Genomic DNA, 13,278 nt, shown 5'->3' with positions numbered 1-13,278 from the left:
CACCACGCCCAACATACATCCAATCACCAGCTTATTGGCTTTAGTCGATTTGCCGGTAGCTCCCCACCATCGTGCTGAACCGACGCAACCTCTTCCACATCCTGCTCAACGTGGTCAGCCTGACCTTGCCCATGATCGCAGGCATAGGCGTTTTACCGGGCCTGCTGGACCGTATGGGTACAGAACGGTTTGGTTTGCTCTCTCTCACATGGGCTTTGGTGGGCTATTTCGGAATGCTTGATCTTGGGCTTGGTCGCGCTTTAACCCAATATCTGGCGCGGTGCGGCGCATCTCAAATGCCGCGCGGCCAACAGGCAGCAGTGGCTTGCGATGCACGCCGGATCATGCTGGGTCTCGGCGTTGGCTGGACACTGGTAATTCTTGTACTCACGCCTTGGCTTGCTACGTGGTTTCACGTCAGTACCATTCTGCAAAATGAAGCATTGCTTGTGTGGCCCATCGTGGCCGTCTCGGTGCCATTGCTGATGTGGACAAGCTGCTCGATCGGTGTTCTGGAAGCACGGAGCAAGTTTGTTGCGGTCAACGGCGTTCGCGTGCCGCTGGGTTTGGCCACATTTCTGGTGCCTTGGCTGGTTTCTTTTTACACGCCTGACCTACGTATTGCGATGGCCGGTATGTTGGTAGTACGCCTGCTGGGCGCCGTAGTCTTGGCCGTGCTGGCCCGACATGAATTTGCGTCGCCATCGATTGAACGACCCTCAGGCGGCTTGCAAGCACTACTGCAATTTGGAGGCTGGCTAACTGTAAGCAACGCCGTTGGTCCCGCCATGATGTATTTCGATAGATTTGCAATAGCAGCAATGATTTCGGTAGCAGCCGTGGCAGCCTATACCGTGCCCCATGACATTCTTACGCGGCTCCCTACGGTGCCCATGGCGATGATGGGCGTGCTATTCCCCCTGCTGGCGCAAGCGGGTACCCCCAGCGTAGAGGCCGACAATCAGCTTCGAGCGTTAGTGTCTGCAGCAGCGCGATTGCTGGCGATCTTCTGGTTACCCGCCATGAGCCTAGCCTTCGGGTTAGGGCCACCGCTGCTTACCTGGTGGGTAGGCGGCGAGGTAGCAAAAGCCAGCCAACCTATCTGGCGTTGGTTGGCTGCGGGCGTATTGATCAATGGCTTGGCGCATCTACCGTTTACCTTGTTACAAAGCAAAGGTCGAACCGATTTGATTGCAAAACTACACACTGCGGAACTAATTCCTTACTGCATCCTTCTGGCCCTCTGCCTGATCCAATTCGGAGTAGTGGGTGCTGCTATGGCATGGACACTGCGCGTGGCCGTGGATACTGCGCTTTTGCACTGGTTCGCAGCAGCACATTTTCCGCCGGTCGCAGCGATGCTGAAACGGTCTTTTCTGCTGGGCGCTGCTGTTAGTCTGGGGCTCGGTATAACTGCTGCATTGGTCTAATTCGGCGGAATGCTTCCATTACCTTGTCTAACATCTGAACATGAACACACCGCCCACACTACTAGCCCAGACAGAGTGGCCACAACAAGAACTAGAGTATCTGCAACAGTGCCCTGTATGCAGGAATGCCGACCGGAAAGAATTGCGCGCCGGCCTGTACGACAGATTATTCCGTTGCGCCCCCGGCCACTGGACGCTTTACGGCTGCGGCAGATGCGGAAGCGCGTACCTCGATCCGAGGCCTGATATTGCCAGTATCGGCCGAGCATACACAAACTATTGCACTCACGACGACGCAATTGACAGCACGAATACGGCCTCAAAGCATGGATTAATTCGCAATATCGCAAAGGCCATATTCAACAGCTACCGGAACAATCAGTGGGGCATGGCCAAGGTTCCCAGCAATAGCTGGGGGCAATGGGTGGTGGCCGGACTTCCGGTATTCCGCAATCTGGTTCAGCAGCAGATGCGCCACCTGCCTAAACGGCTACCGAAACCCGGCGCGAGGTTGCTGGACGTGGGCAGTGGCAGTGGCGAGTACTTGGCGCTGGCCAAGGCTGCAGGCTGGACAGTAGAAGGCGTTGACTTTGATCCGAAAGCGATAGAAGCCGCCCACAACAAAGGCATTGATGTGCACCTGGGCGGCGTGTTGGATTTGCCTGCTTCCATTGGCACCTTTGACCGAATCACCTGCTCTCATGTGCTGGAACATGTCCACGATCCGAAAGCATGGCTGACTGCCATGCACGGCCTGCTTTCCTCTGGAGGAACACTTTGGCTGCAAACACCCAACATCCAAAGCGTAGGGTATTCGCTGTATGGCGCCTCGTGGATAGGTTTGGATCCACCCCGCCATTTGTCTTTATTCAACCTGGAAACTTTGTCATCCTTGTTGACTGAACTCGGCTTCACCGTTCAATTCATGAACTTGCCAATGCCAGCGGCCATGCACCTGTACGCAGTGAGCGAAGCCTTGCGGCGAGGTGATGCCAACGCAATCTATCTATCAACAAGCAAGGGGTTGAATCCAAGGTTCTTGTGGCCAGCGCTGAAGCAGGCCTGGTCCTTAGAACGTGCGGAGTTCTTAACCGTAATTGCTGTGCGCGATGCTTGAAAAAGACAAACCATCACCTCGCGATGTTTATTGCATCATCGTCACCTACCGCCCAAACTTGGCCAGACTCGACGAGGTTCTGCGCAGTATCCTTGGCCAATGCACCAATGTAGTGGTGGTAGACAACAGCGGCTCGGATAACGCGCAGTTTGGCCAACAAGCCGCTCACTTTCTCAACATGCACGGCAACGCTGGCATTGCTGCTGCGCAAAATACCGGCATCAGATACGCATTGAAGAATGACGCAAAGTACATCTGGTTGAGTGACCAAGATACGGTTTACCCACCAGATTTCCTAGTAAAGATGATGGCTTTTTATTCCGATTGTGAGGGTCAAGGTATTGTCGTAGGTGCAGCTGTTCCGACCTACTCGGATTCACACAAAGGGGCTATTCAACCTTTTGTGAACCATAAGAGTTTTTTTGATAAGTATGTCGAGCCTGTTCCTGGCATCAACTTGATCTCGCACGCTATCGCCTCTGGAACCATCATTTCAAAAGAGACTTTGGAGCGGGTAGGTTTGATGCAGGAGAATCTCTTTATTGACTGGGTCGATCTGGAATGGTGTTGGCGTGCGACCAACAAGTTTGGCTATCAGAACGTGGGTAATGGCGATGTGGTAGTTCACCACACCATGGGCGATGGTTACGTGAACTTTCTTAAGCGAAAAATCACCATTCGCAGCCCAATCAGGCATTACTACATGGTGCGCAATGCCGTACACATTGCGCTGTATTCCGAATCGGTAACTGGCACCATCAGACGAGCAGTGCTTTTTTCCGCCATAACCTGGACGCTTATTTATCCATTGCTGGCGCCAACAAGCAAACTCAGCCATCTGCAGGCCACCCTCACCGGGTTCTGGGATGGATTGCGAAACCAGCTGGGCAAGAAGGTTCTGTGACTTCGGCATCTCCCACTGAAAGCCCACGCATACTGGTACTGATGGCCGCACATAACGGCGGAGTGTATCTGCCAGCCCAAATGCATTCCATATTGGAACAGGCCAGCATACATGTCCATATATGCATCAGCGTGGATGCGTCCACCGACAACACACTGGACTGCGCCCGCGCTTTGGCACAGATAAATAGCGATGTCACTGTAGTGTTCTCAGGTCAACGTTTCGGAAGTGCTGCGGCCAATTTTTTTGAGTTATTGGTGCAGTTCCAAAACATAACCCGGGGTGAAGAATTTGTCGCCCTGGCCGACCAGGACGACCTCTGGTACCCCGACAAACTTGCCCGCGCGGTACAGGCTATTGCATCAGGTCGTTGCGAAGCAGTCTCCACCAGCGTGATGGCGTTCTGGCCCGATGGACAGCGCAAGCTGTTGGCCAAAGGGCAGGTGTTGCGTGCGGCCGACCATTGGTTCGAATCGGCCGGGCCAGGCTGCACCTATGTCTTGCGTGCCGATGTGGCACGCGAACTGTCGGGCTGGGTGGCCACCCACCGCGAGGCTTTGCGGGGGGTGGATTTCCACGACTGGTTGATTTACGCCTGGGTCCGCAGCCGGGGTTACCGCTGGTGGATAGACCCACAACCCAGCATGGACTACCGGCAACATGCCCACAACGTGCTGGGCGCCCATGCCGGCTTGGCAGGCGTTCGCCGGCGCTTGGGCATGCTGCTGGGTGGATGGTATTTGCAGCAGGTGCTGCGCATTGCCGACGTTTGTGGCGCCGGCGATCAGCCCTTCATGACCCGCCTGCGGCGTGACCGTTGGACTGACCGGCTGGCGCTGGCCTTGCAGGTGGGCCAGATGCGGCGCAAGCCACTCGACCGACTCGCTTTGGCCGTAGCCTTGCTCTTCGGCAAGAGAACTCCCCGGTGAGTGCCCTGCCTTGCGTGGCGGTGGCTGGGGCCAGCGGCTTTGTGGGGCAGGCGCTGGTGCACGCCTTGCGCGCACGAGGCCACCGCGTCCAAGCGCTGGCGCGCCGGCCGCTCCGCTCTCCCCACCCCGATGACAGGGCATTGCCCCAATTTGACAACCTGCCAGCACTGGCACAAGCCATCGCACCGGCCAGCGTGCTCATCCACCTTGCTGCCAGAGCCCACCAGGCGCAAGCCGGGGCCCAAGATGACGATGCCTTGTTTGCGAGCAATCTGACCGTGACCGAAGCGCTGCTGCAGGCCGCACACAACGCAGGCGTGCGGAGGGTGGTGCTGGTGAGTTCCATCGGTGTGAACGGCCGGCACACCACGGGTCAAGCTTTCACCGAGACCGATGCGCCAGCGCCCACCGAAGCCTATGCACGCAGCAAGCTGCGCTGTGAGACGGCGGTGGCACAGACCTGCGCGGCCATGGGCATGGCCCATGTGATCATGCGTCCCCCTCTGGTGTATGGCCCACGGGCTCCGGGCAACTTTGGGCGCCTGCTTCATGCGGTGGCGCGGGGCTGGCCTTTGCCTCTGGGTGCGGTGCACAACCACCGCAGCCTGGTGGGCATCGACAACTTGGTAGATGCGCTTGCACTGTGTGCGGTACACCCTGCTGCTGCAGGCCATACCTACCTGGTGTCAGATGGGGAAGACGTTTCCACCACTGAGCTGCTGCGCCTCACCGCCCACGCCATGGACCGCCAGGCCCGTCTTTGGCCTGTGCCCGAAACCTGGCTCCGCGTTCTGGCTGGCTGTGTGGGACGAGGCGATGCCATCGCCCGGCTGTGCGATTCGCTGCAGGTGGACAGCAGCCGGCTGCGCACCCAGTTGGGATGGCGCCCGCCTCTGACGCTGGCCCAGGGCCTCGCTCGGGCGGTGGAACCCTTCAGGAAAAACGCATGAAGCGCATCCTTGACATTTCCCTGGTGCTGTTGGCGCTACCTTTTTTGGCGTTGCCACTGCTGTTGGCGGCGTTGTCGGTTCGCCTGACCTCTCCCGGACCGGTGGTGTATTGGTCAGCCCGGGTGGGGCAATTCAACCGCGTGTTTCACATGCCCAAGCTGCGCACCATGCGCATTGACACCCCCCAGGTGGCCACCCACCTGCTGAGCAACCCCGCCCAGTGGCTCACGCCGATAGGCTCGTTCCTGCGCAAGAGCAGCCTGGACGAGTTGCCGCAGCTGTGGAGCATTCTGGTGGGCGACATGAGCCTGGTGGGGCCTCGGCCAGCCCTGTTCAACCAGCACGACCTGGTGAGCCTGCGCACCCAGGCCGGCGTGCACACCCTGGTGCCCGGCCTCACCGGCTGGGCCCAGGTGAACGGCCGCGACGAACTGCCCCTCGAGACCAAAGTGGCCCTGGACGCTTGGTATTTGCAGCACCGGTCGCTCTCGCTGGACCTGCGCATCCTCTGGCTCACCGCCCGCAAGGTGCTGGTGGCCGACGGCGTGACACACTGAAACTAAAATGCCGGGTTGGGCTGGCGCCGTGCCCGCCCCTTTATTGCACACACCATGTCCGACACCCCCGCCACCCTGCCCGTTGATGAAAACCAGCTGATCGCCGAACGGCGCGAGAAGCTCAAGGCCATCCGGGCCGCGGGTGTGGCCTTCCCCAACGACTTCAAGCCCAGCCACAGGGCGGCCGCCATCCTGGCGGCGCACGAGGGCCAGGACGGTCCGGCGCTGGAAGCGGCGGCCATCACCGTGTCGGTGGCCGGCCGCATGATGCTCAAGCGGGTGATGGGCAAGGCCAGTTTCGCCACGCTGCAAGACGCCACCGGCCGCATACAGATCTACGTGACCCGCGACGCCGTGGGCGAGGCCGATTACGCCCTTTTCAAGCATTGGGACCTGGGTGACATCGTGGCTTGTGAAGGCACGCTGTTCCGCACCCGCACCGGCGAGCTGAGCGTGCACGCCACCCGCGTCCGCATGCTCACCAAGAGCCTGTACCCGCTGCCCGACAAGTTCCACGGCGTGGCCGACCAGGAGGTGAAATACCGCCAGCGTTATGTGGACCTGATCACCGACGAGGCCGCCCGCACCCGCTTTGCCGCCCGCAGCAAGGCCGTCAGTTCCATCCGCCAGTTCATGGTGGACCATGGCTTTCTAGAGGTGGAAACACCCATGCTGCACCCCATTCCCGGTGGGGCCAACGCCCGGCCCTTCAGCACCCACCACAACGCACTCGACCAGCAGATGTTTCTGCGCATCGCGCCCGAGCTCTACCTGAAGCGGCTCATCGTCGGTGGCTTCGAGCGGGTGTTCGAGATCAACCGCAACTTCCGCAACGAAGGCATCTCGGTCCGTCACAACCCCGAGTTCACGATGATGGAGTTCTATGCGGCCTACTGGAACTACCAGGACCTGATGGCCTTCACCGAAGACCTGGTGCGCGACGCCGCGCTCAAGGCCACCGGCACGCTGCAGCTCTCTTACGGTGGCAAGCCGGTGGACCTGGCCCAGCCCTTTGAGCGGCTGACCATCCGCGACGCCATCGTCAAACACACCGAGGCCGGCGCCAACGTGGACGACGCCGCCTGGCTGATCAATGCGCTGACCAAGCTGGGCTTCAGCGAAGCCAAACACAAGCTCTCGGCCCAAAGCCTGCCCAAGCTGCAGGTGCTGTACTTCGAGGAAACGGTGGAAGACAAGCTCTGGCAACCCACCTTCATCTGCGAGCACCCGACCGAGATCTCGCCGCTGGCCCGCGCCAGCGACAGCCGGCCGGAAATCACCGAGCGCTTTGAGCTCTACATCACTGGCCGCGAGTTCGGCAACGGCTTCAGCGAGCTGAACGACGCCGAAGAGCAGGCCGCCCGTTTTGCTGCCCAGGTGGTGGCCAAGGACGGGGGTGATGACGAGGCCATGTACCACGACCACGACTTCGTGCGCGCGCTGGAATACGGCATGCCCCCCACCGGCGGCTGCGGCATCGGCATCGACCGCCTGATGATGCTGCTGACCGACAGCCCCAGCATCCGCGACGTGATTCTGTTCCCGGCCCTGCGCCGCGAAAGCTGAGGCCCCGGCTGCCATGACGGCCGCCGCCTCCCCCGCCCTGCGCTACCTCGGTGCCTACCCGGCACCGGTGCTGGACCAGGTGCGTGCACTGATCGCCAGTGACGGCCTGGGCGCCCTGCTGCTGCGCAAGTACCGCAGCGCCCACGCGGTGCGCACCGACCGCGCGCTCTACGACTACGTCACCGCGCTGAAAAACGAGCACCTGCGCGGCGCCGAGCCTGTGGCCAAGGTGGCGTTTGACAACAAGCTGCAGGTGGTGGCGCACGCGCTGGGCACCCACACCACCGTCTCACGGGTGCAGGGCAACAAGCTCAAGGCCAAACGCGAGATCCGCATCGCCAGCCTGTTCAAGGACACGCCGGGTGAATTTCTGCGCATGATCGTGGTGCACGAACTGACCCACCTGAAGGAAAAGGCCCACGACAAGGCCTTCTACCAGCTCTGCACCCACATGGAGCCCAACTACCACCAGCTGGAGTTTGACCTGCGGCTTTACCTGACCCACAAGGAACTGGCAGGCCCGCTGGTGTGGCCGGCCGACTGAGGCCAGCGCTCAGGGCAGCAGGCCCATGGCGTGCATGTAGGCCGGCTCCACCATCAGTGCGTCCCAGTCGGGCGCGGGCTGGCGCGGCAGCAGGGCCAGGCGGCGCTGCTCGCTGGACTCCAGCATCTCCCACTCGCCCTTGAGCTGGGCCTCGGTCAGGCCGGCCAGCAACTCGTCAATCGGCTGGCCGTCGCCCACGCTCTGGTTGCACAGCAGCACCATGTCGCAGCCGGCGTTGAGCGCCGTCAGCGCGGCCTGGGTGTAGCTGACCTGCACGCCGTCGATCAGCCGGGCCCCGGCCATGCTGAGGTCATCGCTGAAGACCGCGCCGCCAAAACCCAGCTGACCGCGCAGGATGAAGTTGAGCCACTTGTCCGAGAAGCCGGCCGGCCGCGTGTCCACCTTGGGGTAGACCACATGGGCAGGCATGACCGCGGTGAGGGTGGTGTTAAGCCAGTCGTAAGGCGCGGCGTCGTCGGCCAGGATGGCCTTGAGGCTGCGCTTGTCCACCGGGATGTCGGTGTGTGAGTCGGCCTTGACGAAGCCATGGCCGGGAAAATGTTTGCCGCAATTGGCCATGCCGGCTTGCAGCAGGCCGTGCATCAGGCTTTTGGCCAGCATGGCCACCATGCGCGGGTCGCGGGCAAAGGCGCGGTCACCAATCACCCCGCTGGCCCCGAAGTCCAGGTCCAGCACTGGCGTGAAGCTGAAGTCCACGCCGCAGGAACGCAGCTCGGAGGCCAGCACATAGCCGCAGGCGGTGGCGGCGTTGGTGGCGGCCAAGGCATCGGTCATCCACAGCGCACCCAGAGCCTGCATCGGTGGCAAGTGGGTGAAGCCGTCGGTGCGGAAACGCTGAACCCGGCCGCCCTCGTGGTCGACACAGATCAGCAGGTCACGCCGGACCTTTTTGATCTCGGCGCACATGGCGCTGAGCTGGTCCCGGTTCTCCCAGTTGCGGCCGAACAGGATGACACCGCCCACCAGCGGGTGCTTGAGGCGTTGGCGGTCGGTCTTGCTCAGGCGCAGGCCGGCGACGTCGATGATGACGGGGCAATGGGGGCTCATGGGTTGTCTTTCTTTTCAACGACGACAAAACTCGCCGCGTAATCGGTTTCGTCGGTCACAGTCACGTGGGCCGTGAGGCCTTGCGCGTCGAACCAGTCTTTCAGGCCACCGTGCAAAACAATGGCAGGTTTTCCGCTCGCGAGTTTGCCAATCTCACACAGCCGCCAGGTCATGGGCATGCGCATGCCCAGGCCAATGGCCTTGCTGAAGGCCTCCTTGGCGGAGAAGCGGGTGGCGAGGTAACGCACCCCGCGCTCCGGCCAGCGCTGGCTGCGCATGCGCCAGGTTGCGAGTTCGCCTTCGCTGAGGATTTTGAGGGCGAACCGCTCGCCGTGTTTGTCGAGCGATGCACGGATGCGGCGCACGTCACAGATGTCGGTGCCGATGCCGTAGATCATTTCTGGAGACAGCGCAGGTAGTCTTTGACGGCCGCGCTGTAGCCCAGCTCCAGCGCGTCGGCAATCAGCGCGTGGCCGATGGACACCTCGGCCACGCCGGGTACGGCGCGCACAAAGGCGGCCAGGTTGTCGCGGTTCAGGTCATGGCCGGCGTTGACACCCAGGCCAGCGTCCAGCGCCGCCTGGGCCGCGGCCGCGTAACGGGCCAACTGGTGGGTCTGGTCGGCGGTGCCCCAGGCCTGGGCATAGGGTTCGGTGTACAGCTCCACCCGGTCGGCGCCCACCGCACCGGCGGCGGCCATGGCCTCGGGCAGCGGGTCCATGAACAGACTCACCCGCACACCTAGTGCCTGGCACTCGCTGATCAGCGGCGCCAGCCGCTCGGCATCGGCGGGAAAGCTCCAGCCATGGTCGCTGGTGAACTGGCCTTCGCCGTCGGGCACAAAGGTGGCCTGGTGGGGCCGGTGCTGGCGCACGAAGTCCATCAGGTTGTGGAAGGGGTTGCCTTCGATGTTGTACTCGCGGTCGGGCCAGGCTTGCAGCAAGGCGGCCAGATCGGCCACGTCGTCGGCCCGGATGTGGCGCGCGTCGGGCCTCGGGTGCACCGTGATGCCCTGCGCGCCCGCCTGCAGGCACAGCGTGGCCGCCCGCGTGACCGACGGAATACCCAGGTGCCGGGTGTTGCGCACCAGGGCCACCTTGTTGAGGTTGACGGACAACGATGTACGAATCACAGACGATTCCTCTGAACAGCGGCAATGGCAAAGCCAGACATGTTTTTCCGCCGGGCCGCCCCAAGGAAAAACGCTGCCCCCTCGGGGGGCAGCGAAGGACACGAAGTGACGAGCGTGGGGGTCATGTTCATAGATTTTGAAGGTCCACCATCAGCTGCCGGGTGTGCAGCGTAGCCACCCCACAATGGTAGTGCAGCACCTGGCGCAGCTGGCTGCGCAGCGGGCCCAACGCGGGCGCGCAGGCGCGCAGCGTGGCGGCGAACACGCTGGCCGAGGTGGGGCCGCTGTCCAGCGCCGACTGCAGAGCCAGCCACTGGGCACCGGGCAGGTGGGCGCGGTCGTCGGCATGGGCTTGGCGCAGGCCGCCTTCGGCCAGCAGCACGTAGTCCAGGTCCTCGGCCAGCGGCGCCAGCGACGCGGTTTGCAGGTGCAGTTCGGGCAACAGGCCGATCTCGCGCAGCAGTACCAGTTCAAAGGCCCGCAAGGCCAGCTGCAGGCCGTCGTTGCCGGCGCTGTTGAACTCGGTGGCCAGCAGGCGCACCGCGGCGGCATAGGCGTCAAACAAACCGGGGTGCGGGTCGTCACGGGCCAGCAAACGCATCAGCAACTCGTTGAGGTAGTAGCCCGACATCAGCGCGTCGCCGATGGGCATGATGTGGCCACCCACCCATTCGGCGCCCTTGAGGGTGCGGATTTCGGCGTCTCCGCCGAAGGCCAGTTCCAGCGGCTGCAGCGGCAGCAGCACCGGCCGGAAATTGGAGCTGGGCCGCTTGACCCCCTTGGCCACCAGCGCCACCCGGCCCTGGTGACGGGTGAACACCTCCAGAATCAGGCTGGACTCGCTCCAGTCGTAGCGGTGCAGCACATAGGCGGGTTCATGCGAAGTGCGCGAGGCAGCCACACCGACAGCGCCTCAGATACTCGCCGCAGCGCGGGCAATGATGGAGGCCGGGTTCTCCGCCGGGCCGCGCAGCAGCGAAACGCGGCCCCCTCGGGGGGAAGGAAGCCACACGCAGTGGGCGACCGTGGGGGCGTCATTCATAGCCAAAGGAGCGAACGCGCGCCTCGTCATCCGCCCAGCCCGAGCGCACTTTCACCCAGACCTCGATGAACACCTTGGCATCCATCAGCCGCTCCAGCTCGACCCGGGTTTCGGTACCGATGCGCTTGATGCGTTCGCCCTTGTCGCCGATCACCATGGCCTTGTGGCCGTCGCGCTCGACCACGATGGTGGCGGCAATCTTCACCAGCCGCTTCTGGCCTTTGCGGGCCGGCGGCTCTTCCTCGAACTTGTCGATGACCACGGTGGAGGTGTAGGGCAGCTCGTCGCCGGTCAGGCGGAACAGCTTTTCGCGCACCATCTCGCTGGCCAGAAACTTCTCGCTGCGGTCGGTGAGTTCGTCTTCGGCGTAGAACCAGGGCTGCTCGGGCAAAAACTTCTCGCAAATGCCCAGCAGGCGCTCGATGTCCTTGGCATTTTTGGCCGACATGGGCACAAACTCGGTGAAGGCATGGCGCTGCTGCATTTCCTGCAGCCAGGGCGCGATGTCGGCGCGGCGGGTCACCTGGTCGAGCTTGTTGGCCACCAGCAGCGAGGGTGTGCCCTCTTTCAGCAACGCCAGCACCTTGGCATCGGCCTGGTTGAACATGCCGGCCTCGACCACAAACAGCACCAGATCCACATCGCCCAAGGCGCCCAGCACGGTCTTGTTCAGCGAATGGTTGAGCGCATTGCCATGGCGGGTCTGGAAGCCTGGCGTGTCGACAAACACAAACTGCGTTGGCCCCACGGTGCGCATGCCGGTGATGCGGTGCCGGGTGGTCTGGGCCTTGCGCGAGGTGATGCTGATCTTCTGCCCCACCAGGGCGTTGAGCAGGGTGGACTTACCCACATTGGGTTTGCCGACGATGGCGATCAGGCCACAGCGCTGGCCGGCCACCGGCGACGTCGCTGGCGGCAACTCCAAGCCCGACGGGCTGCTGCCCATCGTCGCGTCTTCGTCAGGCGCTACCGAATCAGGAGCAGCATTCATGGGGTGTGGACTTTCAAAGTGTTCAGCATGGCCGCCGCAGCGGCCTGTTCGCCGGCACGGCGCGAGCCGCCGATGCCGCGCTCGACCTGGTTCAGCTCGGTGACCAGGCATTCGACGTCGAAGGTCTGGCGATGCGCCTCGCCCAACGTGGCCACCACGCGATACACCGGCAGCTTCATCTTGCGGCCCTGCAGCCATTCCTGCAACTCGGTTTTCGGGTCTTTGGCGGCGGCCTGCATGCCGGGGTTGATCTGCACGTCTTTGAACAGCCGCTCCACCAGGGCGCTGGCCTGGCCAAAGCCACCGTCGAGGTAGACCGCGCCGATCAGCGCCTCCAGCGCATCGGCCAGGATGGAAGGCCGCTTGTGGCCGCCGGACTTGGCCTCGCCCTCGCCCAGCTTGAGCACCGCCGACACGTTGAGCACGGTGGCCAGCTGGTGCAACGTGTCCTGCTTGACCAGGTTGGCCCGCACGCGGGACAACTCGCCTTCCGACAAAGTGCCCAAGGCGCGGTACAGCATGTCGGCCACCGCCAGGTTGAGCACCGAGTCGCCCAGAAACTCCAGCCGCTCGTTGTGGTCGGCCGAGAAGCTGCGGTGGGTCAGGGCCCGCTCGAGCAGGGCCGGTCGGCTGAAGCGGTGCTGCAGACGGGTCTGCAGGGCCTCGAGATCGTGCGAAACGGAAACGCCCACCTTATCGGGAACGCCCAGCGTATTTGATCAGGATGAACACCGGCCCGGCCACCGGAATCTCGCGGTTGTAGGCGAAGCTCACCACCACCTTGTCGTTTTCCTTGGTGATGGTCAGGTCCTTTGCGGTGATGGAGCTGATGTTGTCGATGGCGGCCGCGTTGTCGAAAATGCGACGCACCTCCACCACGGTATTGCCATCGGCGGCCTTGTTGGCGGCCTTCAGGATGGCCTGGTACTCGATGGCCGTCGGGATGGCCTGGGCCACCAGCACCCCCAACACCGCAATGATGCCGCCGAAGAACAGCAGGCCAATGAAGGTCAGGCCACGTTGCTGATATCGCATGAAGTCCCCCTCG

At 62.5% G+C, this 13,278-nt stretch carries 15 protein-coding genes; 8 read left to right on the top strand and 7 right to left on the bottom strand.

The annotated features are described in order from the left end of the window. Positions 1 to 71 precede the first annotated feature (71 nt). From AC4BAR_RS08880 to AC4BAR_RS08845, 8 genes are read left to right on the top strand one after another with little or no spacing between them, the layout of a single operon-like run. Complete coding sequence (locus tag AC4BAR_RS08880; RefSeq protein ID WP_490627492.1) at positions 72 to 1,430, top strand: flippase; 1,359 nt, start codon at positions 72 to 74, stop codon at positions 1,428 to 1,430. Between the two features lie 40 nt (positions 1,431 to 1,470). Further along, the gene (locus AC4BAR_RS08875) at positions 1,471 to 2,547 is read left to right on the top strand and encodes a class I SAM-dependent methyltransferase (RefSeq protein ID WP_490627491.1); all 1,077 of its coding nucleotides are present in this window, start codon (positions 1,471 to 1,473) and stop codon (positions 2,545 to 2,547) included. Continuing rightward, positions 2,540 to 3,451 carry a glycosyltransferase family 2 protein gene (locus tag AC4BAR_RS08870; RefSeq protein WP_490627490.1) on the top strand — a complete coding sequence of 304 codons (912 nt, stop codon included), beginning with the start codon at positions 2,540 to 2,542 and terminating at the stop codon, positions 3,449 to 3,451. The genes AC4BAR_RS08875 and AC4BAR_RS08870 overlap by 8 nt, the downstream gene beginning before the upstream one ends. Further along, complete coding sequence (locus tag AC4BAR_RS08865) at positions 3,448 to 4,380, top strand: glycosyltransferase (protein WP_490627489.1); 933 nt, start codon at positions 3,448 to 3,450, stop codon at positions 4,378 to 4,380. The genes AC4BAR_RS08870 and AC4BAR_RS08865 overlap by 4 nt, the downstream gene beginning before the upstream one ends. Then, a complete protein-coding gene (locus AC4BAR_RS08860; protein WP_490627488.1) occupies positions 4,377 to 5,330 on the top strand; it encodes an NAD-dependent epimerase/dehydratase family protein in 954 nt (317 codons plus the stop codon). The genes AC4BAR_RS08865 and AC4BAR_RS08860 overlap by 4 nt, the downstream gene beginning before the upstream one ends. Next, the gene (locus AC4BAR_RS08855) at positions 5,327 to 5,887 is read left to right on the top strand and encodes a sugar transferase (RefSeq protein ID WP_490627487.1); all 561 of its coding nucleotides are present in this window, start codon (positions 5,327 to 5,329) and stop codon (positions 5,885 to 5,887) included. The genes AC4BAR_RS08860 and AC4BAR_RS08855 overlap by 4 nt, the downstream gene beginning before the upstream one ends. A gap of 54 nt (positions 5,888 to 5,941) precedes the next feature. Further along, complete coding sequence (lysS, locus tag AC4BAR_RS08850; RefSeq protein WP_490627486.1) at positions 5,942 to 7,453, top strand: lysine--tRNA ligase; 1,512 nt, start codon at positions 5,942 to 5,944, stop codon at positions 7,451 to 7,453. 13 nt (positions 7,454 to 7,466) lie between these two features. After that, on the top strand, positions 7,467 to 7,997 hold the full coding sequence (locus tag AC4BAR_RS08845; protein WP_490627485.1) for a YgjP-like metallopeptidase domain-containing protein: 531 nt from the start codon (positions 7,467 to 7,469) through the stop codon (positions 7,995 to 7,997). A gap of 9 nt (positions 7,998 to 8,006) precedes the next feature. On the opposite strand, the gene nagZ is transcribed toward AC4BAR_RS08845, so the two are convergent. From nagZ to AC4BAR_RS08810, 7 genes are all read right to left on the bottom strand, one after another. Then, complete coding sequence (gene nagZ, locus AC4BAR_RS08840) at positions 8,007 to 9,065, bottom strand: beta-N-acetylhexosaminidase (RefSeq protein WP_490627484.1); 1,059 nt, start codon at positions 9,063 to 9,065, stop codon at positions 8,007 to 8,009. Continuing rightward, a complete protein-coding gene (gene acpS, locus AC4BAR_RS08835; protein WP_490627483.1) occupies positions 9,062 to 9,463 on the bottom strand; it encodes a holo-ACP synthase in 402 nt (133 codons plus the stop codon). The genes nagZ and acpS overlap by 4 nt, the downstream gene beginning before the upstream one ends. Next, positions 9,460 to 10,197 (bottom strand): pyridoxine 5'-phosphate synthase, encoded by a 738-nt coding sequence (locus tag AC4BAR_RS08830; RefSeq protein WP_490627482.1) that lies wholly within the window; start codon positions 10,195 to 10,197, stop codon positions 9,460 to 9,462. Before AC4BAR_RS08830 ends, acpS begins: the two co-directional genes overlap by 4 nt. Before the next feature lie 127 nt (positions 10,198 to 10,324). Next, entirely contained in the window at positions 10,325 to 11,098 is a 774-nt protein-coding gene (gene recO, locus AC4BAR_RS08825) for a DNA repair protein RecO (RefSeq protein ID WP_490627481.1), read from the bottom strand. Positions 11,099 to 11,231: 133 nt separating this feature from the next. Beyond that, positions 11,232 to 12,185, bottom strand: a complete 954-nt coding sequence (gene era, locus AC4BAR_RS08820; protein ID WP_490627921.1) for a GTPase Era — start codon at positions 12,183 to 12,185, stop codon at positions 11,232 to 11,234. A 41-nt stretch (positions 12,186 to 12,226) separates the two neighbouring features. After that, positions 12,227 to 12,922 carry a ribonuclease III gene (gene rnc / locus AC4BAR_RS08815; protein WP_490627480.1) on the bottom strand — a complete coding sequence of 232 codons (696 nt, stop codon included), beginning with the start codon at positions 12,920 to 12,922 and terminating at the stop codon, positions 12,227 to 12,229. Between the two features lies 1 nt (position 12,923). Then, positions 12,924 to 13,265, bottom strand: coding sequence for a DUF4845 domain-containing protein (locus AC4BAR_RS08810; RefSeq protein ID WP_490627479.1), 342 nt, complete (start codon positions 13,263 to 13,265; stop codon positions 12,924 to 12,926). Positions 13,266 to 13,278 lie beyond the last annotated feature (13 nt).

This window comes from Rhodoferax sp. SPJ4, assembly GCF_058216275.1.
The sequence above is the reverse complement of the archived record's forward strand: the minus strand, read 5'-3'. Positions and strand labels throughout refer to the sequence as shown.